The organism is Gallaecimonas zhanjiangensis (assembly GCF_057624825.1).
The window spans coordinates 3,899,880-3,924,928 of sequence record NZ_CM172603.1 but is presented as its reverse complement, the minus strand read 5'-3'; the positions used below and the strand labels follow the sequence as shown (position 1 = coordinate 3,924,928).

Annotated in this window: 16 protein-coding genes; 12 read left to right on the top strand and 4 right to left on the bottom strand. The window is 58.9% G+C overall.

The features are described 5' to 3' along the window. Positions 1–2 precede the first annotated feature (2 nt). The 3 genes from AC22G1_RS18490 to AC22G1_RS18480 all read left to right on the top strand — a co-directional run bounded on the left by AC22G1_RS18490 (position 3) and on the right by AC22G1_RS18480 (position 2,875). Positions 3–755 (top strand): M48 family metallopeptidase, encoded by a 753-nt coding sequence (locus AC22G1_RS18490; protein ID WP_487314655.1) that lies wholly within the window; start codon positions 3–5, stop codon positions 753–755. 546 nt (positions 756–1,301) lie between these two features. Further along, a complete protein-coding gene (relB, locus tag AC22G1_RS18485; protein ID WP_487314654.1) occupies positions 1,302–1,562 on the top strand; it encodes a type II toxin-antitoxin system RelB family anti-toxin in 261 nt (86 codons plus the stop codon). Continuing rightward, positions 1,562–2,875 (top strand): type II toxin-antitoxin system HipA family toxin, encoded by a 1,314-nt coding sequence (locus tag AC22G1_RS18480; protein ID WP_487314653.1) that lies wholly within the window; start codon positions 1,562–1,564, stop codon positions 2,873–2,875. The genes relB and AC22G1_RS18480 overlap by 1 nt, the downstream gene beginning before the upstream one ends. 60 nt (positions 2,876–2,935) lie before the next feature. Here AC22G1_RS18480 and AC22G1_RS18475 read toward each other — a convergent pair whose 3' ends face one another. The 4 genes from AC22G1_RS18475 to AC22G1_RS18460 form a co-directional block, all read right to left on the bottom strand. Next, positions 2,936–4,174 carry a tyrosine-type recombinase/integrase gene (locus AC22G1_RS18475; protein ID WP_487314652.1) on the bottom strand — a complete coding sequence of 413 codons (1,239 nt, stop codon included), beginning with the start codon at positions 4,172–4,174 and terminating at the stop codon, positions 2,936–2,938. 307 nt (positions 4,175–4,481) lie between these two features. Beyond that, entirely contained in the window at positions 4,482–5,621 is a 1,140-nt protein-coding gene (locus tag AC22G1_RS18470; protein ID WP_487314651.1) for an efflux RND transporter periplasmic adaptor subunit, read from the bottom strand. Beyond that, a complete protein-coding gene (locus AC22G1_RS18465; RefSeq protein ID WP_487314650.1) occupies positions 5,614–8,769 on the bottom strand; it encodes an efflux RND transporter permease subunit in 3,156 nt (1,051 codons plus the stop codon). The genes AC22G1_RS18470 and AC22G1_RS18465 overlap by 8 nt, the downstream gene beginning before the upstream one ends. 153 nt (positions 8,770–8,922) lie before the next feature. Then, positions 8,923–9,813 (bottom strand): LysR family transcriptional regulator, encoded by an 891-nt coding sequence (locus AC22G1_RS18460; RefSeq protein WP_487314649.1) that lies wholly within the window; start codon positions 9,811–9,813, stop codon positions 8,923–8,925. A gap of 584 nt (positions 9,814–10,397) precedes the next feature. Here AC22G1_RS18460 and AC22G1_RS18455 point away from each other — a divergent pair. The 9 genes from AC22G1_RS18455 (at position 10,398) to AC22G1_RS18415 (ending at position 25,044) form a co-directional block, all read left to right on the top strand. Further along, on the top strand, positions 10,398–11,369 hold the full coding sequence (locus AC22G1_RS18455; RefSeq protein WP_487314648.1) for an aldo/keto reductase: 972 nt from the start codon (positions 10,398–10,400) through the stop codon (positions 11,367–11,369). 440 nt (positions 11,370–11,809) lie between these two features. Next, positions 11,810–12,991, top strand: coding sequence for an efflux RND transporter periplasmic adaptor subunit (locus tag AC22G1_RS18450; RefSeq protein WP_487314647.1), 1,182 nt, complete (start codon positions 11,810–11,812; stop codon positions 12,989–12,991). Next, the gene (locus tag AC22G1_RS18445) at positions 12,988–16,188 is read left to right on the top strand and encodes an efflux RND transporter permease subunit (RefSeq protein ID WP_487314646.1); all 3,201 of its coding nucleotides are present in this window, start codon (positions 12,988–12,990) and stop codon (positions 16,186–16,188) included. The genes AC22G1_RS18450 and AC22G1_RS18445 overlap by 4 nt, the downstream gene beginning before the upstream one ends. A gap of 116 nt (positions 16,189–16,304) precedes the next feature. Further along, positions 16,305–17,219 (top strand): nuclease-related domain-containing protein, encoded by a 915-nt coding sequence (locus AC22G1_RS18440; protein WP_487314645.1) that lies wholly within the window; start codon positions 16,305–16,307, stop codon positions 17,217–17,219. Positions 17,220–17,318: 99 nt separating this feature from the next. Then, entirely contained in the window at positions 17,319–17,915 is a 597-nt protein-coding gene (locus tag AC22G1_RS18435) for a TetR/AcrR family transcriptional regulator (protein ID WP_487314644.1), read from the top strand. 89 nt (positions 17,916–18,004) lie between these two features. Next, a complete protein-coding gene (gene curA, locus AC22G1_RS18430) occupies positions 18,005–19,042 on the top strand; it encodes an NADPH-dependent curcumin/dihydrocurcumin reductase (protein WP_487314643.1) in 1,038 nt (345 codons plus the stop codon). 12 nt (positions 19,043–19,054) lie between these two features. Further along, a complete protein-coding gene (locus AC22G1_RS18425; RefSeq protein ID WP_487314642.1) occupies positions 19,055–19,732 on the top strand; it encodes a type 1 glutamine amidotransferase domain-containing protein in 678 nt (225 codons plus the stop codon). 5 nt (positions 19,733–19,737) lie between these two features. Then, the gene (locus AC22G1_RS18420) at positions 19,738–20,025 is read left to right on the top strand and encodes a DUF1330 domain-containing protein (protein ID WP_487314641.1); all 288 of its coding nucleotides are present in this window, start codon (positions 19,738–19,740) and stop codon (positions 20,023–20,025) included. A gap of 159 nt (positions 20,026–20,184) precedes the next feature. Further along, positions 20,185–25,044, top strand: coding sequence for a PAS domain S-box protein (locus AC22G1_RS18415; protein WP_487314640.1), 4,860 nt, complete (start codon positions 20,185–20,187; stop codon positions 25,042–25,044). The last annotated feature ends 5 nt before the right edge of the window (positions 25,045–25,049 follow it).

The following is a 25,049-nucleotide window of genomic DNA, read 5'->3' as shown; positions in this document are numbered from 1 at the left end:
TAATGAATGTGCCGATAAAGCCTCATAACCAGACCATGCACTTTCGCTACGGCGACGAGCAGATCACTTTTGAGCGAGAAAAGCGCTCGCAAGCCACAGGCAAGATATTAATTAAGGTTCATCCCGATTGCCGGGTGATCGCATCTGCTCCTGAAGGCGCTGACAACGAAGCCATTCTATCCGCTGTAAAAAAACGGGGCCGTTGGATATACGAGCAGCTGCGTGACTTTCGCAAGCAGCTTGAATTCACCACTCCCCGCCAGTACATAAGTGGCGAGAGCCACTACTACTTGGGTAAACAATACCTACTGAAAGTGATAGAGGCCCCAGAACAGGTTCAAAGCGTAAAGCTGTTGCGCGGCAAGCTGGAGGTTTCTGTACGAACGAAGTCAGCCGACAAGGTTAAAGCCCTGCTGGCTGACTGGTACAAAGCCCGCGCCAGAGAGCTTTTCGCAAAGCGCCTCAATGCCATGCTGGAGCAGGCACTATGGGTAGATGAACGTCCGCCACTGCGCATACTGACCATGCAGACCCAATGGGGCAGTTGTTCTCCCAATGGCCGTATCACCCTGAACCCCCACCTGGTTAAAGCCCCTCGCGAATGCATTGACTATGTGATCCTGCACGAGCTTTGCCACATCGCCGAGCATAACCATAGCGAACGCTTCTACCGGCTGATGGGGCAAGTGATGCCGGGGTGGGAGAAAACCAAGGCACAGCTGGATGGGATGGCACATCACTATTTAGCGTGGTGAGTTGGCTCCACCCCACCTCCCAAAGCCTGAGCATTCTGACCGTGTGCCAAAAAAAAAGTCAAAGTGACCATTTTGATCCCTTTTTCAATGGTGTTTGTTCACTTAATGAACCTTGGCGAGCATTGGAAAACAACCATTTTTGGATCAAATGGTTATCTTTCATGTGATCCACTAAGGACTATTCGCAACGATTTGCACCAGGACGCGAAATTTAAAAAGGGATCATTTGTGCCATATGTGCCTTTTTGCGGGCTGGATTGGGGGCCAAAACGGCATTTGATCTCCGAGCTTTATAGTCCGCCGGCGGATTAAGCCAAAGCGTTATTACCTCGTGCTGTTCAACATTACGGTGGAAAAGCATCATCCGTATCTCACTGAACGGCTCAACATATTGCTGGTTATGTAAAGATCACCTTCTATAACCGGTAGCAATTCGATTACACGGTGTGGCGTGTAGTGGTGTGTTTACCTTCTGTAGCGTGTAAAATTTGATTTACCTGTTTAAGCGTGTAAATTGAAAACATCTAGCCAGTCGGATGTCGCGATATGAAGATCACCAATGCCAAGCAGCTCAGCGCCTACTTGCGAGATGTGCGCCTCTTAGAAGACCTTTCCCAAGGAAGCGTGGCCAGTAAGGTGGGGATCCGCCAGGACACTGTCTCCAGCTTTGAACGCCAGCCGGGCACAACCAAGCTGGAAACCTTCTTCAAGATCTTGTCAGCGCTGAATCTGGAGCTGGAAGTCAAACCCCGAGGTAGCTTGGATGGCGATACCCAAAGCTCTGAGGGTTGGAAAGAGGAGTGGTAATGGCTGATTTGAATGTCTACATGAATGGCTATCAGGTGGGCGTTTTCAGCCGTGCAGGCACTGGCGCCCATTCATTCCAATATGCAGAGGCCTGGCTGAATCAGCCTGGCAGCCGTCCCATATCACTCTCCATGCCCTTGCGGCGCCAGCCTTATCGAGGCGATGAGGCTTACAACTTCTTCGATAATCTGCTGCCGGACAGCCCAGAGATACGGAACCGTATTCTGGCCCGTTATCATGCCGACTCAACCCAGCCGTTTGACCTTTTAGCGCGGGTTGGCGCTGATACCGTGGGGGCGCTACAACTCTTACCTAAAGATGCTGCACCGGGTGACATTCACACCATCGATTACAAGGAATTGTCCGACCAGGAACTGGCCAAGATACTCACTGGCTACAAGGCTGGCGCCCCTTTGGGCATGATTGAGGACATTGAAGACTTTCGCATCTCCTTGGCCGGTGCCCAGGAAAAAACCGCCCTGCTGTTCAAAGACGGCCGCTGGTGCCAACCCAAAGGCACCACGCCCACAACCCATATTCTCAAGTTGCCCATCGGCAAGATAGAGAGCCACTCATACAGTCTCGATTTGTCAGACAGTGTCGAAAACGAATATCTCTGTGCCTTATTGGCAAGAGAGTTTGGGTTACCGGTGCCCCATTGCTTTATGGTGCAAGTGGGTGACATCAAAGCCTTGGCTGTCGAACGTTTTGACCGCCGTTATGCCTCCAACGGCAGTTGGATCATGCGGCTGCCCCAGGAAGATTTTTGCCAAGTGTTGAATGTGCCGTCGGCCCGAAAATACGAAACCCAAGGCGGCCCTGGGATCAGCGAGATAATGGCGTACCTGCTGGGTTCAGCCAACGCAGAGCAGGACCGTTACCATTTCATGAAGGCACAAGTATTGTTCTGGCTGCTGGCGGCTACCGATGGCCATGCCAAGAACTTTTCCGTGTTCATTGAGCCAGAAGGGCGTTTTCGTCTTACCCCTTTTTACGACATTCTGTCTGTGTACCCGGTGTTTGGTGGCCGGGGCCTCAACCGAAGGGATGCCAAGCTTGCCATGGGGCTGAAAGGCAGCAAGGGAAAGAAGTACGCCATTGAACAGATATTCCCGCGCCATTTCTTGCAAACGGCCAAAGCCGTGGGGTTTGAGCGTACCGCGATGGAAGCAATTCTGAAGGAATTGGCTGGCGCCGTTGATGCCGTTATCCCGCGCGTGGCACGGCAGTTACCCGCCGATTTCCCTACCGCTATTAGCAACGCCATATTAGAAGGCTTAAAGGCCCGCTGTGCACGACTACTTGAGGTTTGAAATGACCCTTGAGAGCCTTTGCATCAACATGCGATATGCACAGGGGCTTATTGGTGTGCTTCAGGCCTGTTTACGGCCGGCATGAAGGGCCACTACGGTATTTGCTCCCCGAGCTTGATAGTCCGCCAGCTGATTAAGCCACAGCGTTAGTGCTTGGCGCTTTTCCAACAAATACTGGCTGCGGTTATAAACCGCCATCACACCGCCCAAGGTATGGCCTAAGAGTTGTTCCACCACGTGGGGCGCAACCCCGGCATCGTTGAGATGGGTGGTAAAGGTGCGGCGCAAGTCGTGCAGCCGCCAAGGGCTGGCATGGCCCAGCCGCTTCCAGATGTTACGGCCGACTTGGCTGACCGCTTCAGGCTTTTTAAGCTCGCCCAGCAGGTAACCTGACTTCCCTGTTTGTGCTTTCAGTTCGGTGAGGAATGGCACCAAGTCTTCAGGGATGGGGCGAATGATTTGCTTGCCGGTTTTGGAGTGCTCGGCCGGTACCGTCCAAAGCCAGTTGGCAAAGTCCCACTCGGCCCAGGTTGAAAGACGTAGTTCCTGAGAACGAGCGCCGAAGATCAACAACAGGCGAATCAGGGTGCGGTAGTAGGGTTGTCCTTTAGGCTTGTCGAGCCAATTGAGTAGCTCGCTCACTTCTTGAATCGTTAAATAACGCTCACCTTGTGCTTGTTTACGGCCAACGTCGTTGATAGTCAGGTCATCCAGCACCCTGCTTTCGGCATAGCGCCGTACTCGACAAAAGCGCAGTGCTTGCTTGGCATTTTGCAGCACGTAGCCGGCCGAGACTGGCGCCTTTTTGCGAATGCGGTCAAAGCACTCTACCCAGTGGCGTGTCTCGCATTCCTTCAACGGGAAGGGGCCAATAAAGGGGTAGATGTGTTTGGCGAACTGCTGGCGGTGCTTGTCCACGTTTTTGCGCCTATCTTCGGCGTATTCAGTCAGCCAATACTCTAGGGCATCTTGCACCGTAACGGGACGCAGTTGCTCGTTGCGGGTCAGCTGCAATTGCAGCTTTGGATCTTTGCCCTCGTCCAGCCAACTGCGGCATTGGTCGCGTTTCTGCCGGGCTTCTTTGATGGAAACATCGGGGTAGTCACCCAGGCTCAGCCACCTAGGGTTTTCATTGCGGCCGCCGCTAAGACGGTAGCGAAAAGACCAGGAAATATTGCCGTGCTTACTGATACGGGCCAACAGCCCTTTGCCGTCGGCCAGGGTATGCGCTTTGTCCTGGGCCTTGTTCAATATGGCTTTGAGTTTTCGGTCACTCAGCTTATCTGCACTGCTGCTCATTGATGTCCTTCAGAGTCAGAAATGGTCTCGAAAAAGGGCAAAGTTTTGCACACACCGTGCTACACACCGTTTGCCGCATGAAGGCTAACAGCTCCGAACCATAATGAACAAGGTTTGCCTTATTTTTCTTTAATATCAATGTTTTATTTGAAAATTAACGAACGCTAAATAACACCCCAAAACCATGGGTAAAACTATACGGCATGAACTAAGCGATTGGTTGATGCAAAAGAAAAGCCCCGGTGCGAAAGCCCGGGGCTTTTTGTTGCTTGGGATATAAAAAAGCCCCGCTTCGGCGGGGCTTTTTTCAGGCTTGCGGGGCGACGATGCTGACCTGGCTGTTGTTGCTGATACCGTCGGGCGGTGTGCTGATCACCTTATCGCTGGCCACCAGGCCAGTGGCCACTTCCACATCCCGGCCCAGATCCCGGGCGATGGTGATGGGCTTGAGGCGGACCTTGTCGTTGGCATCCACCGTGGCTACAGAGAGCCCCTTAGCGTCGAAAATAATGGCACTGGCGGGCACGGTGACAACGCCTGGCGGCCGTGGCAATTCCAGCGCGACGCTGGCATAGCCGCCGGGCAGCAACTCGCCTTTGTCGTTGTCGACTACCAGTTGCATCAGGGCGGTGCCGGAGCTTTGGTCAACCGCCTGGGATGAAGCCTCCACCCGCGCCTGGTAGAGCTTACCGGGGTGCTCGGGCACGCTGATGTTAGCCAGGGTACCCACCGGCACCTGGGGAACATCTTGTTGTGGCACCCGGATATAAACCCGCAGTTTGCTGACATCGGCTATCCGGAACAGCGCCTGGCCGCCATTGCTGCCAGAGCTGATAAGGTCGCCAATATCGGTGTTGCGGGCCGTCACCACGCCGGCAAAGGGCGCGGCAATCACGGCGTAATCTTTCTGTACTTCCAGGTATTTAACGTTGGCCTCGGCAGCGCGCACCTGAGCCAGGCTCGCCTCATAGGCGCTTTGATTCTGCTGGGCTTCCTGCACCGACACCGCCTTGGTTTGGGCCAGCTTCTGCCAGCGCTCGGAGGTGGATTTAGCCAACGCCGAGTTGGCCTGGGCTACCCCGAGCTGGGCTTTGGCCTGCATCAGCTGCTGGTCGATATCAGGGGTGTCGATGCTGGCCAGCTGCTGGCCGGCAGCCACCTTGCTGCCAATATCGAGCTGCCAGTTTTTCAAATAACCGTTAACTCGCGAGTAGATGGGCGCCTGGCGATACGCCTCCAGGCGCCCCGGCAGTTGCAGCTGCATCTTGCCACTGCCCGCTGTGGGGTTGACCACCACCACGGCGGGTATTGCCTGGGCGTCGGTCCAGGCCTTGAGGTCTTTGCTCTCTTTGGCACGCAACACCAGGCCAGAGGTAGCCACGGTTGCCGCTACCGCAAAAACCCCAATGGCAACGTTGCGCAGGGTGTGTGATTGGGATTTAGACATGGGCTTCGCTCCGATTAGGGTGGCGGTGAAAGAGGCTAAACAGCACCGGTACAAAGAACAGGGTGGCAATGGTGGCAAACAGCAGGCCGCCGATAACGGCGCGCCCCAAGGGGGCGTTCTGCTCACCGCCGTCGCCCAGGCCAAGGGCCATGGGCAACATGCCGATGATCATGGCCAGCGCCGTCATCAATACCGGGCGCAGGCGGGCATAGCCGGCGGCAATGGCGGCCTGGGTGGAGTCGCCCAGTTCGGCCAGTTTTTCCTTGGCAAAACTCACCACCAGCACACTGTTGGCGGTGGCGACCCCCATACACATGATGGCGCCAGTCAGGGCCGGGACGCTGAAGGTGGTGTGGGTGGCAAACAGCATCCAGACAATACCGGCCAGGGCCGCTGGCAGGGCGGTCACTATCACGAAGGGATCGCGCCAGGATTGGAAATTCACCACGATCAGCAAATACACCATGACAATGGCGCCCAGCAGGCCAAACAGCAGGCCGGAGAAGGCGCTGTTCATGGTTTCTACCTGGCCGGTCAGGGTGACGGTGGCGCCCTTGGGTTTGCCAGCAGCATTGCTTTGCAGCAGGTTTTGAATGTCGCTGGCGACAGCGCCCAGGTCGCGCTCCTGCACCGTGGCGTAGATCTGCACCACCGGCTGGATGTTCTCTTCGGTCAGCACGCTGTTGGTGCGGGTACGGGTGATGTGGGCAAGGCCGCCCAGCACAGTGGAGGTGCCCGAGTCAGCGCCGTTGACCGGCATGTTTCTGAGCATCGGCAACGAATCAATATCGTATTGCGGCGTTTGCACAACGATGGGGTAGGTCACGTTGTTTTGCGGGTTAAGCCAATAAGTGGGAGCCACCTGGGCAGAGCCGGCCAGGTTGACCACCATGCTGTTGGTGATATCCCGTTGGGTGATACCGGCGTACATGGCCCGGCTGCGGTCAACATTGACGTTGAAGGCTGGCGCGTTAGGAGACTGCTGAATACGCACATCGGCAATGCCGGGGATCTGCTTGAGCTTGGGCAGCAGGGTATTGGCATAGGCAAAGTTGGCCAACTGGTTGTAGCCGCGGATCTGCACATTAATGGGAGAGGGCGAGCCGAAGTTCAAAATTTGGCTGACAATATCGGCCGGCAGGAACGAGAAGGTCATGTCGGGGAAGCGCTTTGGCAGTTCCTCACGCAGTTTTTTCACGTAATCGGCGGTGGGGGCGTGGCCCTCGTGCAGTGAGATTTGAATGTCACCGTCTTGTGAGCCGGTAATGCCGTTATTGGCATAGACGGTATTGATACTGGAGATATAGGTACCGAGGTTATCAACCTGGGTGGCGAGATCTTTTGCCGGAATGATTTGGCGGATGGCGTCTTCAATCTTGGCAAAGCGGGCGGCGGTTTCTTCTACCCGGGTGCCCACCGGCGCCCTGGCGTGCAGGATGATTTGCCCGGCATCGACGGTGGGAAAGAAGTTCCTGCCAATAAAAGGCACCAGTGCAAAAGACAGCAGCACAAAGGCCATAAACACCACAATAAAGGTTTTGGGAGTGGCCATGGCGCTGGTCAACACGTTTCGGTAGCGCTCGCGCATGCCGTTAAAACCGCGCTCAAAACCCGCCTGGAAGCGCTGCAAAAAGTGCAGATTGGTGTGGCCTGGCCCGTCGCCATGGTGAGGCTTGAGCAGGTACTTGGCCATGGTCGGCACCAGGGTGAACGACAGAATAAAAGAGAACAGCATGGCCAGCATCACCGCTTCGGCCATGGGCACAAAGAGGTAGCGGGGCAGCCCTTCAAGGAAGTACATGGGCACAAACACGATACAAATACAAAGCAGTGACACAAAGGCCGGCGCCAGAATTTGCTTGGTGCCGTCCAGAATGGCCTGCTCAACCGCCTTGCCTTCCTCGAGGTGGACGTTGACGTTCTCTATGGTCACCGTGGCCAAGTCCACCAAAATACCCACCGCCAGGGCCAGGCCGCCGAGGGTCATAATGTTGAGGGTATTACCCATCAGCGACAGGGTGATAAGCGCGCCGAGAATAGACAGCGGAATAGACACGGTCACAATCAGGGTGGAGCGCCAGCTGCCGAGAAACAGCAAAATCATCAGGCTGGTCAGCAGCGCCGCTATTACCCCTTCGGTCACTACCCCTTCTACGGCGCCTTTTACGAACAGCGACTGGTCACCCAGGATCTTCACTTCCAGGTTGGGCGGCAGCTGCGCTTTTACTTCTTCGAGCTTTTCTTTTACGCCGTTAATGACATCCAGGGTTGAGGCGTTACCGTTTTTAAATACCCCCATCAGCACCGAGCGGCCGCCGTCCACATGGACGATGTTGGTTTGTACGGCGCTGCCATCGCGCACGTTGGCCACATCGCCGATAAAGACCATGGCACCATTCACCTCCTTGATAGGAAAGTTATTGATATCGTGAAGGTCTTTTGGCGAGTTGTTGAGGTTGATGGTGTATTCGAGCCGGCCTATCTTCTGGGTGCCAGCGGGAATAATTTGGTTTTGTGCCGCCAGGGCATTGGCCACATCCTGGCCGGTCAGGCCGCGAGCTTCCAAGGCTTTGGGGTCAAGATCAATCTGCACCTGCCGCTGCTTGCCGCCGTAAGGCCAGGGAATGGAGGCACCGGGCACCGTGACCAAGGCGGTACGCAGCCGGTTCATGGCTAAGTCGGCCAATTGCTGTTCTGTCAGCCCTTTGCCTGATAGTGCCAACTGCACCACCGGCACGGTGGCGGCGCTGTAGTTGATGATCAGCGGTGGTTGGGTACCGGAGGGCATTTGGCGCAGCATCGCCTGGGCAATGGCCGTTACCTGGGCATTGGCGGTACTGATATTGACCGTGGGGTGGAAGGATATCTTGACGATGCCAAAGCCGGTGTAGGAGTTGGCCTCGATGTGCGAGATATCGTTAACGGTGGTGGTCAGTGCCCGCTCAAAGGGGGTGGTGATACGCCCGGCCATCTCGTCAGGAGGCAGGCCGCGATATTGAAAAGCCACTGCGATAATGGGGATGTTGATATCGGGGAAGATATCGGTTGGCGTGCGCTTGGCAGCCAAAGGTCCAAGAATGATCAGCAGCAGCGCCAACACCACAAAGGTGTAGGGTCGGCTTAGTGCAACGCGAACAAGTCCCAACATGTCAGGCCAACTCTTGCAGGTGAACAAAATGCGCACGTTACCCTGAACGACAGGTCAGGTTAACTTTAAATTCGTGAATACTGAATTGCCGACGGTACTTCGGCGTTAACGCCTTGATCTGGCAAAGATCAGCCGATGTCACCGGAAATACTCTTATCCCGAGCGCAGTGCTTCCAGCACCAGGCTGAACGCCGTGGAGTGTTGGCGGCGGTTGGGGTAGTAGACCGAATATCCATCAAAAGGCGGGCACCAGTCATCCAACACTTGCACCAGTTCGCCGCTTTTTAGGTGCTGTTTGACTACATCCAGGCTGGTAAAGGCGACGCCGTAACCGTCGATGCAGGCTTGGATGATGTGCTGGCTGTCGTTGAACGCCAACTGCCCTGACACCCTGACCGCCAGCTCTACGCCGTCTTTGGCAAATTCCCAGGCGTAGAGGCCGCCATAGGTGGGCAGGCGCAGGTTGATGCAATCATGGCCAACCAGCTCGTTGGGGTGTTGCGGCGCCGAGTGCTCGGCAAGATAAGCGGGGCTTGCCACCGCCACCATGCGCAGCGGCCCGGAGATAGGCACCGCTATCATGTCTTTGGGTAGGCTCTCGGTGAGGCGCACCCCCATGTCAAAACGCTCGGCAACAATATCGGTAAAGCGGTTTTCAGCCGAGATCTCGATATGGATCTCCGGGTAGTTCTTTAATAACGGCTTGAGTTTGGGCCAAACATACAGGCTGACCGCGTGGCGCGAGGCGTTGATCCGGATAGTGCCGGTGGGCTTACCGCGCAGGTCGCCAAGGGCCGAGAGCTGCTCTTCTATTTCTTCCAGGCGCGGCGCCACCGTCAGCAGCAGTTTCTCGCCAGCTTCGGTAGGGGAGACGCTGCGGGTGCTGCGCGCCAGCAGCCGCAGCCCCAGGCGCTCCTCCAAGCCGCGCATGGCGTGGCTCAGGGCTGAGGTAGACACCCCCATCTGCGCCGCCGCCTTGGTAAAACTGCCCTGCCGGGCCACGGTGACAAAGGCCACCAGATCGTTGAGGTTTTCGCGCAGCATGGGAGTCCTGATGGAGAGGGGGAATTGCGTTATTTTATATCACTCACCAAAGATGATTATTGTTGAGTTATCCTCATTAGCCCTTGCGCCTTTCTCCCTCTAATGCCTGCTGCTGGACTTTGGTAAAATCGCCATCACGATTTTGGGCTATCGCTTGGCATTGCTCTGCCGCTGCTTTCTCGGGGATCTCTGCTGTTGTACCTGAGCTGGGGTTTTTGCTATATCCCACTTAAAAAATGGCCAGTGTGAAAGAAAGGCGCCTATAACCCGGTCTTGAAAATGGGAAAAAAGAGAAGGGCGCTAATCATGCTGCGGCTTATATTTTTATTTTGTATATGTCGCATATCGAAAAATGATTTGTAAAGCTAACGCTATCTTTTAAATCTTCTTTCTTGAAAAATACTAATAAGCGCGTTCGGAAATTTAGTTTAATGAGCGACGAGCGAGCTTGTTAGAATCCTGTTTCCACTGTGCCTGCCCTGTGATTCTTATCGGGCCATCATACGCATGATTTTATCTACGCCTTCTTATCGAGGGCTGAGTTGTCTTTCGATTTTCACTTCACTTCCTGGCAGGAGATACCGATGCTGCAACGACAGTTAGGTCAATTTGGTCCGCAGGTGTCGGCGCTGGGCCTGGGCTGCATGGGGCTGAGCGGCGGTTACGGCCGGCCGGTAAGCCATGGCGATGCCCTGCGCCAACTGCACAGTGCCGTGGAAATGGGGGTCAGCTTTTTTGATACCGCCGAAGCCTACGGCCCCTTTACCAACGAAGCCCTGCTGGGCCAGGCCCTGGCGCCGGTGCGCGACAAAGTGGTGATCGCCACCAAGTTTGGCTCGCAGATCAGCCGTGACGGCACCCTGCACGCGCCGCAAAGCCGGCCCGACCATATCCGGGGCGTGGTAGAGGCCAGCCTGACCCGGCTTGATACCGACCATATCGACATCCTTTATCAAGACAGGTTTGACCCACAAGTGCCCATCGAAGAGGTGGCGGGCACGGTGCAGGCCCTTATTAAGGAAGGCAAGGTGCGTTACTTTGCCATGGCCAACAGCTGCCCCGACATCATCCGCCGCGCCCACCAGGTGCAACCCTTGGCGGCAGTGCAATGTGAGTACTCGCTTTGGCAAAGGCCCGAGCCGCAGATGCTGGCGCTGGTAGCGGAGCTGGCCATTGGCCTGGTGGCCTGCCGCCCCTTGGGCCAGGGGCTGCTGAGTGGGCTGTTGGACCAGCACAGCCATTTTCGCCGTGGCGATGTGCGCCGCGACCAGCCGAGGTTCAGCCGCGCCAACCTGCAGCAGCTGGCGCCCACCCTGGCGCGGCTGCACGTTATTGCCGAGCGCCACCGGGCCAGCTGCGCCCAGGTGGCCCTGGCCTGGCTACTGGCCCGCTATCCGGCACTGGTGCCGGTGCCGGGGTCCAGCAACCCCCAGCATCTGGCCGAAAACCTGGCAGCCACCCGCCTGGTGCTGCCCGAGGCGGAGCTGGCCTTGCTGGATGGCCTTTTTGCCGCAGACCAAAGCCTGCCGAACGAGGCCATGGTGGCGATGGCCTGAGGCCAGCGCTGTGGCGGATTAAGTCTTTTTAGCGGGAGCTAACCGCTGATTGATGAGCCAGATTGAAAGATGTGTTCAGAAATACCTAACTAATCAAAGGATGATAAATGCGGTACTGTGTTAATTGCTTGCCCTCGGGATTAAATAAAACCAACACCCCCATTAGCTAGGCAACCTATTTTACTCCTAACCAATGCCGGTATTTATTCAACCGGTAAAGCCAACCATGGCTAGCAGAATGCCGTGAATTACATCACTGATATGAATTGATTTTATAACCGTGGTGAATAGGTGTTTTGGTTTTCTCCAAAACACGGTGTGTGCCGCCCGGCACAGTGCACCAATTCAAGACATTTTTTATTTCCTATTCGGCGACGAAAGCCCCTTTTCTTTCTGGCCGGTGAGAGTCCTTTTTACTGTTAAAACGAAGGTGAATCGACATGAGCGCGCCAAAACTGCCCGTTCGCAATACCTGGCTGGTTGCCGTCGCCCTGGTGACCGCCAGTGCCGGCTTGTCCCTGATGATGCCTTGGGAGTCTTCCCAGGCCAGCGAGCCCGCCGCCGCGCCGGCTGCGGTGAGGGTATCGGTGGCCAAGGTCGAGGCCAGCCACTTTACCAATTGGGCCGAGTTCTCGGGCCACCTGGATGCCATCAACCGCGTTGAAGTGCGGCCCAGGGTGTCAGGGATGCTGCTTAGCCGTCATTTCACCGAAGGAGCCCTGGTTAACAAAGGCGATCTGCTATTGACCCTGGACCCAGCTCCTTTTGCCGCCGAAGTGGCCAGGGCCAAGGCCGATGTGGCCGCCGCCAAGGCGCGCCAAAGCCAGGCTCATAACGACTACGACCGGGCCCAGGGCCTGTGGAAAACCAAGGTCATTGCCAAGAACGACCTGGACCAGCGCCAAAACGCCGCGCTGGAGGCCGATGCCGAACTGGAAGCGGCCAAGGCCCAGCTGCAAACCGCCGAGCTGAACCTTTCCTACACCCAGGTCAAGGCGCCCATCGCCGGGCGCATCGGCAAGCTGACCGTGACCGAGGGCAACCTGGTGGCCTCCGGCCCCAGCGCCCAGGCCCTGACCAGCATTGTCTCGGTTGACCCCATCTACGCCAGCTTTGACGCCGACGAACAAACGGTGATGCGCGCCCTGAGCGGCATTTCCGCCGCCGACCGTGCCACCAGCCAATACGGCGCCGTGGCGGTAGAGCTGGGCACCGCCGCCACCGACAACACCCCCATCCAGGGCAAGTTGCAGTGGGTGGATAACCAGATTGACCCCGGCAGCGGCACCATCCGCCTGCGCGCCCAGTTCAGCAATGCTGGCGCCACTCTTATTCCCGGCCAGTTTGTACGGCTGCGCCTGGGCCAGGCCCAGCGCACCGACGGCCTACTGATCACCGAGCGGGCCCTGGGCACCGATCAGGACAAGAAATACGTGCTGGTGGTGGGCACCGACAACAAGGTGCAGTACCGCGAGGTGCAACTGGGCGACGCCGTGGGCGACCTGCGCCTGGTGAAAAGCGGCCTCAAAGCCGGTGAAAGCATTGTGGTCAGCGGCCTGCAACGGGTGCGCCCGGGCATGACCGTTGCGCCCCAAACCGTTCCCATGGAGCCTAAAGCATGAATTTATCCCGCTTCTTTATCGACAGGCCCATCTTTGCCGGGGTGCTGTCGGTATTGATCTTCCTGGCCGGGGCGGTGTCCCTGCCGCTGCTGCCCATTTCCGAATACCCGGAAGTGGTGCCGCCCACCGTGGTGGTGAAAGCCTCTTACCCCGGCGCCAACCCCAAGGTAATTGCCGAAACCGTGGCCACGCCCTTGGAGGAATCCATCAACGGCGTGGAAGGCATGCTCTATATGAACAGCCAGGCCACCACCGACGGCGCCATGACCCTGAACGTGGTGTTTGCCCTGGGCACAGACCCTGACAAGGCCCAGCAACTGGTGCAAAACCGGGTGGCCCAGGCCGAGGCCAAGCTGCCCCAGGAAGTGCAGCGCTTGGGGGTAACCACCACCAAGGCCTCGCCCGATCTCACCATGGTGGTGCACCTGGTGTCGCCCAACGACCGCTACGGCATGGACTACCTGCGTAACTACGCCCTGCTGCACATCCGTGACCGCCTGGCGCGGGTTAAAGGGGTAGGGGACGTGGCCATCTTCGGTGGCGGCGAGTACGCCATGCGGGTTTGGCTGGACCCGCAAAAAGTGGCTGAGCGCGGCCTCTCTGCCAGCGACGTGGTCTCTGCCATCCAAGGCCAGAACGTGCAGGCGGCGGCCGGTATTATCGGCGGCTCACCCAGCCTGGCCGGTACCGAGCTGCAACTGTCGGTTAACGCCAAGGGGCGCCTTAAAGACCCGGAAGAGTTCGGCAACATCATCATCCGCACTTCCCAAGATGGCGCCGTCACCCGCTTAAAAGACGTGGCCCGCATCGAGATGGGGGCGGCGGATTATTCGCTGCGGTCGCTGCTGAACAACAAACCGGCGGTGGGTATCGGTATCCACCAGGCGCCGGGCGCCAACGCCCTGGAGATCTCTACCCAGGTGAGGGCGATCATGCAGGAGATAGGCAAAAAGATGCCCGAAGGCGTCCAGTACCGTATCGCCTATGACCCCACCCAGTTTGTGCGCGCCTCTATTGAGTCGGTGATCCACACCTTGTTGGAAGCCATTGCCCTGGTGGTGTTGGTGGTGGTGGTGTTCCTGCAAACCTGGCGGGCCTCGCTGATTCCGCTGCTGGCGGTGCCCATTTCCATTGTCGGTACCTTTGCGGTGCTGAATCTGCTGGGTTTTTCCATCAATGCGCTGAGCCTGTTCGGGCTGGTGCTGGCCATCGGTATCGTGGTGGACGATGCCATCGTGGTGGTGGAGAACGTCGAGCGTAATATCGAGGCGGGCCTTGGCGCCCGCGAGGCCACCTACCGCGCCATGCGCGAGGTGTCTGGCCCCATCATCGCCATTGCCCTGGTGCTGGTGGCGGTGTTCCTGCCGCTGGCGTTTTTCAGCGGCCTGACCGGCCAGTTCTATAAGCAATTTGCGGTGACCATCGCCATCTCAACGGTGATCTCCGCCTTTAACTCGCTAACCTTGTCACCGGCGCTTTCGGCCCTGCTGCTGCGTGGCCACGATGCCCCCAAAGATTGGCTGACCCGCTTTATGGAGCGCTACCTGGGCTGGTTCTTTACCGGCTTTAACAAGCTCTTTCATCGCGGCAGCGACAACTACCAGGGCGGCGTGCGCCGGGTGCTTAACCACAAAGGCGCCATGCTGGTGATGTATCTGGCCCTTGGCGCCGTCACCGGCGGGCTACTCAAATCGGTGCCCTCGGGTTACGTGCCGGCCCAAGACAAGCAATATCTGGTGGGCTTTGCCCAGCTGCCAGACGGCGCCACCCTGGACCGCACCGAATCGGTTATCCGCCGCATGGGCGAGCTGGCCATGAAAAACCCCAACGTGGCCGACACCCTGGCGTTCCCGGGCCTGTCTATCAGCGGTTTTACCAACAGCCCCAACTCCGGCATCGTCTTTGTGGTGCTCAAACCCTTTGCCGAGCGCAAGCGGGCCGACCAGTCCGGTGCGGCGGTGGCGGGGCAGCTCAACCAGGCCTTTGGCGGCATCCAAGACGCCTTTATCGCCATGTTCCCGCCGCCGCCGGTGCAGGGCCTTGGCACCACCGGGGGCTTTAAGCTGCAACTGGAAGACCGCGGCGACCTGGGGTATGACGCCATGAACAAGGCGGTGGCCGATTTCACCGCCAAGGCGGCCAAGGCCCCTGAACTCACCGGCATCTACAGCAACTGGAAGCTCAACGTGCCGCAGCTCTACGCCGATATCGACCGCACCAAGGCGCGCCAATTGGGGGTGCCGCTGGCAGATATCTTTGACACCCTGTCTATCTATTTGGGCAGTGCTTATGTCAACGATTTCAATGCCTTTGGCCGTACCTACACGGTGCGGGTGCAGGCCGACGCCCCTTACCGGGCCAAGCCGGAGAATATCGGTGGCCTGAAGGTACGTTCGCAAAAGGGTGACATGGTACCCCTGGCGGCGCTGATGAAGGTCGAGCCCAGCTACGGCCCCGAGCGGGTAATGCGCTACAACGGCTTTTTGAGCGCCGATGTTAACGGCGGCCCGGCGCCGGGGTATTCCTCCGGCCAGGCCCAGGACGCCATTGCCCGCATCGCCCAAGAAACGCTGCCTCCTGGCATCAGTTACGAATGGACCGAGCTGACCTACCAGCAAATTTTGGCCGGCAACTCGGCGGTGTGGCTGTTCCCGCTGACCATCCTCTTGGTGTTCCTGGTACTGGCCGCCCAGTACGAGAGCCTGATGCTGCCGCTGGCCATCGTGCTTATCGTGCCCATGAGTGTGCTGGCGGCCATGGTCGGGGTGTGGCTCACCGGCGGCGACAACAACATCTTCACCCAGATTGGCCTGATGGTGCTGGTGGGGCTGTCAGCCAAGAACGCCATCTTGATTGTCGAGTTTGCCAGGGAGCTGGAATTTACCGGCAAAACCCCGGTTCAAGCGGCCATCGAGGCTTGTAAGCTGCGCCTTCGCCCCATTTTGATGACTTCCATCGCCTTCATCATGGGGGTGCTGCCGCTGGTGCTGAGCTCCGGCGCTGGCGCCGAGATGCGCCAAGCCATGGGCATCGCCGTATTTAGCGGCATGATTGGGGTAACCCTGTTCGGGCTGATGCTCACCCCGGTGTTCTACGTGGGCCTTCGCCGCCTGAGCGGCAACCGGCCCCTTAAACAGCACGGCCAGATGCCTCACTTCGAAGGTTTTGCCGAGGAGCAACCCGCCAGGCAATCGTAAAAGTGGTAATAAAAAACGGGCCCTTGAGGCCCATTTTTGTTTTGCTGGCCACCGTTGTTTGCGGCGCAAGGATATGGCTATCATCCCGGGTCGCTTATCAGGGAATGAGACCCACCATGGAATGGCTGCCCCAACTCTATGCGCCGGTTACGGCGGTAGCACTTTATCTAGTGCCGATGTTTTCCTTGCTGATGGTGGTCCTCGCCTATAAGCGTTTTAGTCAGCGCAACCGCATCAACCCCTTGGGGGACAACCTGCTACGCCCGGCCGGTTACAGCCTGCTGCAGCGTATTGACGATTTGCAGTTTGAGCTGCTGAAAGTCTTTTTGGTGGTGCCGATGATGGGCAGCATTGGGCCGCTGGTCCTGCTATTGCAGGAGAAGTTCCTGCATAAAACCGCTAACGGACCAACCTGGGCGATAGTCATGGCGGTATCGCTGCTGGCGGTGGTTTATTACATCTTCCGTGCGGTCAGAGCAGTCAAAAAGCTGGCCCACCTGCGGCTGGGCTTTGCCTGCGAAATGGCGGTGGCCCAGGAGCTGGAGCAACTGGCGCATCGCGAGCCCCACCCTTACCGGGTGTTCCACGACCTGCCGTTTGGCAACTTCAACATCGACCACCTGGTGGTCAGCGGCCAAGGCGTCTTTGTTATCGAGACCAAGGGCCGCTCCAAGCGCCTTATCAAAGGTAAAAAAGAAGCGCGGGTCAGGCTGGAAGAAAACGCCCTGCATTTTCCAACCCATGTGGAACGCCAGCCCCTGGAGCAGGTGCGCATGAACGTGCAGGCGGTACGGAACTGGCTGGGGGAGGCGACCGGTTTTGAGGTGCCGGTAATGGGCATTCTGGTATTGCCGGGCTGGTATATCGAACGCAAGCAGCGGGCCACCAGCCCTTATGTGCTGAGCGCCAAAGAGCTGCCAGCGCAGCTGCCCAAGCTGGGTAGTGGCCGCCTCGATAACGGCCAGTTGCAGGCCGTGGCCTACCAGGTGGCCCAGCGGGTGCGGGATGTTGACCGCGATAGGATTATCTAAAGCGGCACCTTAAGGGGGAACTGGGGTAGGATCGCGGCCATTGTTTGCGTATCAAAAAAGCACTAGACGACCGGTCTAGTTGTTGTTAAGGTAACCACCATGAACAGCATCCCTGCCAACCGCGACGTAAAAGACCATATCCTCGATACCGCCCAGCGGATCATGGGGAGCCGGGGCTTTTCGGCGGTGGGGCTAAACGAAATTCTCACCTCCTCCGGGGTGCCCAAAGGGTCCTTCTACCATTATTTTGGTTCCAAGGAAGCCTTTGGGGTGGCGCTGCTGGAGCGCTATTTCAGCCTCTATATGGCTGGGCTCAACCAGCTGCTGGACAGCAACCAGGGCACGGCGGTGTCGAGGCTGATGGATTACTGGCAGCGTTGGGTGGATACCCAAGCCGGGACCGATCTGCAAAGCCGCTGCCTGGTGGTGAAATTAGGCGCCGAGGTCAGCGACTTGTCTGAAGACATGCGCCAGGTCTTGGAGCAGGGCACCAGCCAACTGCTGGCCCGCCTGACCCGGGAGATCGCCCTGGCCCAGCAAGAAGGCGATGTTGACCACAGTGTCGACCCGGCCGAGCTGGCCGATGCGTTGTACCAGATGTGGCTGGGGGCCAGCATGTTGGCCAAGGTTACCCACACCGGTAAACCGCTGGCCTCGGCGCTGGCCACCACCACGCGGCTGCTGAGCCGAACCTAAACCCAAGGGCTGCCCGGCAGCCCTTTTATTTACACTGCAACTAGACGACTGGTCTAATGCGATAAGCCTTATCCGACAGGAGAAACACCATGGCGCAATCGAACACCACTAACCGGCAATGGGTATTGGCGTCTCGCCCCCATGGCGAGCCCACCCCCGGCAACTTTCGCCTTGAGCAAAGTGCCATCCCCGAGGTGGCCGACGGCAAGGTGCTGCTGCGCACCCTGTATCTCTCCCTCGACCCTTATATGCGCGGCCGCATGAGCGACGCCCCTTCCTACGCACCGCCGGTGGCGCTGGGTGAGCTGATGGTGGGCGGCGCCGTCAGCCGGGTGGTGGCCTCCAAACTGGACGGCTTCAAAGAAGGGGACTGGGTGCTGGGCTACACCGGCTGGCAGGACTATGCCCTGTCTGACGGCGCCATGCTCACCAACCTTGGCCAGCAGCCGGGGCACCCTTCCTATGCCCTTGGCATCATGGGCATGCCCGGCTTTACCGCCTACATGGGGCTGCTGGATATCGGTAAACCCAAAGCTGGCGAGACCTTGGTGGTAGCGGCGGCAACCGGCCCGGTTGGGGCGACCGTTGGCCAGATCGGCAAAATTTTGGGGCTGCGGGTGGTGGGCGTGGCTGGCGGCGAAGACAAATGCCGCTACGCCACCGAGCAACTGGGTTTTGATGCCTGTATTGACCATCGCAGCGCCGATTTTGAGGCCCAGCTGCAAGCCGCCTGCCCGGCCGGTATCGATGTCTATTTTGAGAACGTTGGCGGCAAGGTGTTCGACGCCGTACTGCCGCTACTGAACACCGGGGCCCGGGTGCCGCTTTGCGGCCTGGTTGCCCAGTACAACGCCACCAGCCTGCCGGCCGGGCCCGACCGCCTGCCGCTGCTGATGGGCACCCTGCTGAAAAAGCGCATCACCATGCAGGGCTTTATTATTTTTGACGACTACGGCCACCGCTACGGAGAGTTTGCTGCCCAGATGTCCCAATGGCTCAAAGAAGGGCGTATCCAATACCGTGAAGAAGTGAAAGACGGTTTGGAGAACGCACCGGCTTTGCTGGTGGGGCTCCTTAAGGGGGAGAACTTCGGCAAATTGGTGGTTCGTGTCGGTGACGAAGGCTAAGGAGTGAATGACATGAAAGTATTGATGGTATTGACCTCTCACGACCAACTGGGCAACACCGGCAAAAAAACCGGTTTCTGGCTCGAAGAGCTGGCCGCCCCTTATTACGCCTTTAAAGATGCCGGTGCCGACATCACCCTGGCGTCCCCCAAAGGCGGCGAGCCACCGCTGGACCCCAAAAGCGACGACCCGGACGCCCAGACCGAAGACACCACCCGCTTCAAGGCCGATACCAGTGCCATTGCCGCGCTGGCCAATACCGCCAAGCTGGCCGATATCGACCCTTCAGGCTTTGACGCGGTGTTTTACCCCGGCGGCCACGGCCCGCTGTGGGATCTCGCCGAAGACAAAGACTCCATCGCCCTGATTGAGGCCACCCTGGCGGCCGGTAAACCGGTGGCGGCGGTGTGCCATGCCCCGGGTGTGCTGCGCCACGTTAAAGGCAGCGATGGCCAGCCGCTTGTAAAAGGCAAGCAGGTCACCGGTTTTACCAACAGCGAAGAAGACGCCGTTGGCCTTACCGAGGTGGTGCCGTTTTTGGTTGAAGACATGCTCAAAGCCAATGGCGGCCAATATAGCCGCGGCGACGACTGGGCCTCATACGTGCAGACCGACGGCCTGCTGGTAACCGGCCAAAACCCGGCTTCTTCTGCCGACACCGCCAAGGCGCTGCTGGCGCTGGTGGAGTAACGGCCATGACCGCCTACGTTATCTTCATCAAAGACGGGGTCAAAGACCCGGGCGAAATGGCCATTTACGCCGAAAAGGCCAGTGCGGCGCGGGGCGATCACCCCCTCACGCCTCTGGCGTTCTACGGCGACATTACCACTCTCGAAGGCCCCGAGGCAGAAGGGGCGGTGGTGCTGGCCTTCCCCGACATGGCGGCGGCCAGGGCCTGGTATGACAGCCCGGCCTACACCGAGGCCAGGGCCCATCGCCTGAGGGGCGCTGACTACCGGGTGTTGCTGGTAGAAGGGGTCTGAAGCAAAAAGCCGGCATTAAGCCGGCTTTTTGGCTGTTGGGCCCCCCACAACCCCTCGTATATCAGGCTATTGTCCTCTAAGCTAAGGTCCTGAACGGATTGGCATTCGCCGTCTGGGTGGCGCCACTATTGGGCCGGATAGCTGGGAGGGATTTTGGCTTTGCAGACAGCGATATCTCAAAAGTACGGCATCAATATCCGGGGCTGGTCCTCTGCCACCTGGTTTTTCATCACTTTTATTACCTGCCTGACACTGACCCTGCTGCTGGCCTGGGGCCAGCATAATGCTAACCGCAGCGGTGCCGAAGACGCCGTCAAAGAACATGCCCAGCGCCTGAAAGACGCCGTGCTGGCGCGCATCACCCTCTACCAATACGGTTTGCGCGGCGCCCGCGGTGCCATCCTGGCAGCCGGTGAAGAGAACCTTTCCCGGCCAATCTTCCTGCGCTACAGCGCCACCCGCGACGTAGACACCGAATTCCCCGGTGCCCGCGGTTTTGGCTTTATTCGCCGGGTTAGCCCCGCAGATGAGGCTGCCTTTGTGGCCAGGGCCCGCCAGGACGGCTGGCCGGATTTTTCGGTGCGCCAATTAAGCCCCCACGACGGTGAGCGCTTTATCATCCAGTACATCGAGCCGGTGGACCGCAATATCCAGGCGGTGGGGCTGGATATTGCCTCCGAGACCAACAGGCGCACCGCCGCCATGGCCGCCATCGATACCGGCACAGTGCAGCTGACCGGCCCCATTACCTTGGTGCAGGCCACCGGTGCCCCCACCCAGTCATTTTTGATTTTGATGCCCATCTACCATGGCGCCGTGGTGCCTGCCAGCGTTGCCAAAAGGCGCGAGCAGGGCTTTGGCTGGAGCTACGCGCCGCTCCTGATAAGTGAAGTGCTGGCTGACCTTCCCATCAAGGACGAGCGTTTCCAACTGGCCCTAAGGGACGTCACCGACCCCAAAGCCGCCGTGCAGTTTTATGCCACTTCGCCGCAACAAAAGACCCAGTGGCTGTTCCCGCAGCAATCGCAGGTGCTAGTTTTTGGCCGCACCTGGGAGTTTGACATTGCCGCTTCGCCGGCCTTTGTGGCGGGGCTGCACCAACTGCAACCCAACCTCATTGTTACCGTTGGTACCCTGGCCAGCATACTGGCGGGGCTGCTGGCCATGGCGCTCACCGCCAACCTGCGGGGCCGGCGCGCCATCAGCATGGAGCGGGCCCGCACCGCCACCATTGTCGACAACTCCTCCGATGCCATCATCGGTGAGGCGCTGGATGGTCACATCATCCATTGGAACAAAGCGGCCAGCGAGCTTTTCGGCTACAGCGAAGAAGAAGCGCTGGGCCAGCCCCTGGCCGACTTGCTGTTGCCAGAGGGGCTGATTGATGAAGACCGCTTGATGCTGGCGCAAGTCGCCAAGGACAACACGGTGCGCCTTAACGAAACGGTGCGTCGGCGCAAGGATGGCAGCACTGCCGAGGTGTCGGTTACCGCCAGTGCCATCAAGGATGAGCACGGCCAGGTGATTGGCGCTGCCAAGTTGATTCATGACATCAGCCACCACAAGGCTGCCGAGCGGCAGTTAAAGGAATTCAACATTCGCCTGGAGCGGCAGGTCGCCGAGCGCACCGCCGAGCTCGACAGTGCCCGCAATACCCTGCGCACCGTGCTGGACGCGGTGCCATCGATGATCGGCTACTGGGACAAGCAACTGGTGAACCGGGTGGCCAACCGTGCCTACCACGACTGGTTCGGCCTCGAACCCGGCCAGATGCCCGGCAAGACCCTGATGGAGCTGCAAGGGCCGCAGCGCTTTGCCCAAAACCGCCCGGCGGTGGAGCAGGCCCTGGCGGGGATCGCCCAGACCTTTGAGCGGGTCACCCCCAAGCCCGATGGCAGCGGCGACCTGCACGCTCTGGTGTACTACCTGCCGGATGTGGTGGCAGGTGACGTGCGTGGCTTTTATTCGGTTATCCACGACGTGACCGAACTGGTAGAAAGCCGCCAGGCCCTGGCCGATGCGCTGCGTGAAAACGAGGCGCTGCTTAGCACCATCAATGCCCAGATGCTGTATTCGGCCACCGATACCGACGGCCTTATCATCGATGTCAACGACAGGTTCTGCCAGCAAACCGGCTACAGCCGCCAGGAGCTGCTTGGCCAAAACCATCAGCTGCTGCACTCAGGGGAACACAGCAGCGCTTTTTGGCAACAGATGTGGCAGCGGGTGCTGGGGGGCAAAGCCTGGCACGGCGAGGTGTGCAACCGCAGCAAAGACGGCGAGCTGCATTGGTTTGACACCGTGATAGCCCCGTTCCACGACAGCGCTGGCAACATCGAGCGGCTGGTGGCGCTGCGCACTGACATCAGCGACCGCAAGGCCGCCGAAGCCGAGCGCCACCGCGTCAACGTGATGCTCAACAACGTGCTAAAGGCCGCCTCCGAGTTTGCCATTATCGCCACCGACACCCTGGGCCAAATCACCATCTTCAACGCCGGCGCCGAGCGGATGCTCGGTTACAAGCATGGCGAGATGCTGGACCAGTCTCCCTTAAAGCTCTTTAACCATGAGCAAATCAGCGAGCGGGCCAAGATGCTCAATGGCCTGTACAACACCAGCGTCATGGGATTCGAGACCTTGGTCTATCGCTCCAAAGTGGAGACCGCCGAGCGCCGCGACTGGGACCTGTACCGCAAGGACGGCACCGTGGTGCCGGTGTCCCTGGTGGTCACCTCAATCCGCGATGAGCGCCGTAATATCGAGGGTTACCTGATGGTGGCCCAGGATATTGGCCGCCAGAAGGAGTTTGAGCAGCACCTGATGACCGCCAAACAGGCCGCCGAGCAGGCCGCCAAGGCCAAGGGCCAGTTCCTGGCCAACATGAGCCACGAAATACGCACCCCCATGAACGCGGTGCTTGGCATGCTGCAACTGGTGCAGCAAACCAGCCTCAGCCCCCGCCAGGACGACTACGTGACCAAGGCGTTCTCGGCGGCCAAATCCTTGCTGGGGCTGCTCAATGACATTCTGGATTTTTCAAAAATCGATGCCGGCAAGCTGGATTTGGACCCTTACCCCTTCAGCCTCGAAGAGCTGATGCGCGATTTGGCTGTGGTGCTGTCGGGCAACCTTGGCAGCAAGCCGGTGGAGCTGATGTACGACATCGACACCCGCCTGCCGGCAGAGGTGGTGGGGGATGCCCTGCGTCTGCAACAGGTGCTGATTAACCTGGCTGGCAACGCCATCAAATTCACCGACCAGGGCCATGTGCTGGTGCGGGTATCCGAGCTGATGCGCGGCGGCAACCATATCAAGCTGCGCTTTTGTGTCGAGGACACCGGCATCGGCATCAGCAAGGAGCAGCAGGCGCGTATCTTTGACAGCTTTACCCAGGCCGAAGCCTCCACCACCCGCCGTTTTGGCGGCACTGGCCTTGGCCTGGTGATCTGCAAGCGGCTGGTGGCGATGATGGGCAGCGAGCTGAGCCTGGATAGCATCCCTGGCCGGGGCAGCCGCTTCTGGTTTGACGTTGAGCTGCCCATCGCCGACCAAAGCCCAATGACGGCGCTGCGCGCCAAAGACCAACCCAAGATTTTGGTGGTGGACGACAACAGCGTGGCCCGTGAGCTGATTGTCGATTTAGGCACCGACCTTGGCTGGCAGATGAAGGCCGCCGCCAGCGGTAAAGAGGCCCTGGCGATGCTGGATAAAGCCTTTAAAAAAGGCGCCGAGCATGCCTTTAAATTGGTGCTGCTAGACTGGCGGATGCCGGAGATGGACGGCCTGAGTGTGGCCCAGCAAATTGGCGAGCGTTATGGCGACCAGGCCCCGGCCATCGTGATGCTGAGCGCCTACGGCCAGCAGGTGTTTCTAGAGGCCCAGAAAAAGGGCGATGCCCCTTTTGATACCTTCCTCCTTAAACCCGTTACCCCGGTGCAGCTGGCCACCGTGGTGTCGGCTTGCCTGAGCGGCGAAGTGCCGGCGCCACAGGCGAGCGCCGTGCCCAAGCAGCGCCGCCTGCAAGGCCTGACCCTGCTGGTGGTTGAAGACAACGCCCTTAACCGGGAAGTGGCCGAGGAACTGCTGACCGGCGAGGGCGCCACCGTGGTGCTGGCCCAGGACGGCCAAGTGGGCGCCAACCAAGTGCTGGCTGCCCGCCAGACCTTTGATGCGGTGTTGATGGATATGCAGATGCCGGTGATGGACGGCCTGGAAGCCACCCAGATGATCCGCACCGACGGGCGCTTCGACAATCTGCCCATCATCGCCATGACCGCCAACGCCAGCGCCACCGACCGCCAGCAATGCCTGCAAGCGGGCATGAACGATCATGTCGGTAAACCTTTTATTTTTGAGCAGCTTATCACCGTGCTGCTGGCCGCCACCGGCCGCCAGCAAGGGGCGGTAAAACCCGAGAGCGCACCCCTGGAGGGCATGGAGCTGGTGCTGAGCCGTTTTGGCGGCAAGGTGGGGCTTTATAAACGCAGCCTGGAGCGGTTTAAACCCGAGGGCCTGGCGCTGCTCGGAGCGCTGCGCCAAGGTTTTGCCGACAACGACTTGGCCAGTTGCCACACTGCGTTGCACAGCCTCAAAGGGTTGGCGGCCACCCTGGGGGCCAACGCCCTGGCAGTGCAGGCGGCGGCGCTGGAGGCGCTGTTCAAGGCAAGAGACGTGAACCTTGCCGATATCCATGAGCTGATCGGCGAGGCCGATATCGACCATTTGCACCAGCAGTTTCGCGACAGCTGCGAGCAACTGGCCGCAGAGCTTGCCGGCCTTGGCAGCCACAATGAGGAAGATGCAGAGCCTACGCCAGTAACGGCTGCGCCGCTCAAGGTTTTGTTGCAGGATATCCAAGGGCTTATAGACGAGCGTAACCTCAAGGTGCTGAGCGAACTGCCGTCGCTCAGAGGCCATGCCGAGGCCAAGGGGCCGCTCTATGAGGCCCTTAACCAGCAGGTGGAAGCCCTGGATTTTGAATCGGCCTCGGCCACAGTGCGGCAATTGCTAAGCCAATAACCTGA

Bases quoted from the DNA above. Each gene is read 5' to 3' on its own strand.
- AC22G1_RS18490 (WP_487314655.1), top strand. From the start codon at position 3: ATGAATGTGCCGATAAAGCCTCATAACCAGACCATGCACTTTCGCTAC.
- relB (WP_487314654.1), top strand. From the start codon at position 1,302: ATGAAGATCACCAATGCCAAGCAGCTCAGCGCCTACTTGCGAGATGTG.
- AC22G1_RS18480 (WP_487314653.1), top strand. From the start codon at position 1,562: ATGGCTGATTTGAATGTCTACATGAATGGCTATCAGGTGGGCGTTTTC.
- AC22G1_RS18475 (WP_487314652.1), bottom strand. From the start codon at position 4,174: ATGAGCAGCAGTGCAGATAAGCTGAGTGACCGAAAACTCAAAGCCATA.
- AC22G1_RS18470 (WP_487314651.1), bottom strand. From the start codon at position 5,621: ATGTCTAAATCCCAATCACACACCCTGCGCAACGTTGCCATTGGGGTT.
- AC22G1_RS18465 (WP_487314650.1), bottom strand. From the start codon at position 8,769: ATGTTGGGACTTGTTCGCGTTGCACTAAGCCGACCCTACACCTTTGTG.
- AC22G1_RS18460 (WP_487314649.1), bottom strand. From the start codon at position 9,813: ATGCTGCGCGAAAACCTCAACGATCTGGTGGCCTTTGTCACCGTGGCC.
- AC22G1_RS18455 (WP_487314648.1), top strand. From the start codon at position 10,398: ATGCTGCAACGACAGTTAGGTCAATTTGGTCCGCAGGTGTCGGCGCTG.
- AC22G1_RS18450 (WP_487314647.1), top strand. From the start codon at position 11,810: ATGAGCGCGCCAAAACTGCCCGTTCGCAATACCTGGCTGGTTGCCGTC.
- AC22G1_RS18445 (WP_487314646.1), top strand. From the start codon at position 12,988: ATGAATTTATCCCGCTTCTTTATCGACAGGCCCATCTTTGCCGGGGTG.
- AC22G1_RS18440 (WP_487314645.1), top strand. From the start codon at position 16,305: ATGGAATGGCTGCCCCAACTCTATGCGCCGGTTACGGCGGTAGCACTT.
- AC22G1_RS18435 (WP_487314644.1), top strand. From the start codon at position 17,319: ATGAACAGCATCCCTGCCAACCGCGACGTAAAAGACCATATCCTCGAT.
- curA (WP_487314643.1), top strand. From the start codon at position 18,005: ATGGCGCAATCGAACACCACTAACCGGCAATGGGTATTGGCGTCTCGC.
- AC22G1_RS18425 (WP_487314642.1), top strand. From the start codon at position 19,055: ATGAAAGTATTGATGGTATTGACCTCTCACGACCAACTGGGCAACACC.
- AC22G1_RS18420 (WP_487314641.1), top strand. From the start codon at position 19,738: ATGACCGCCTACGTTATCTTCATCAAAGACGGGGTCAAAGACCCGGGC.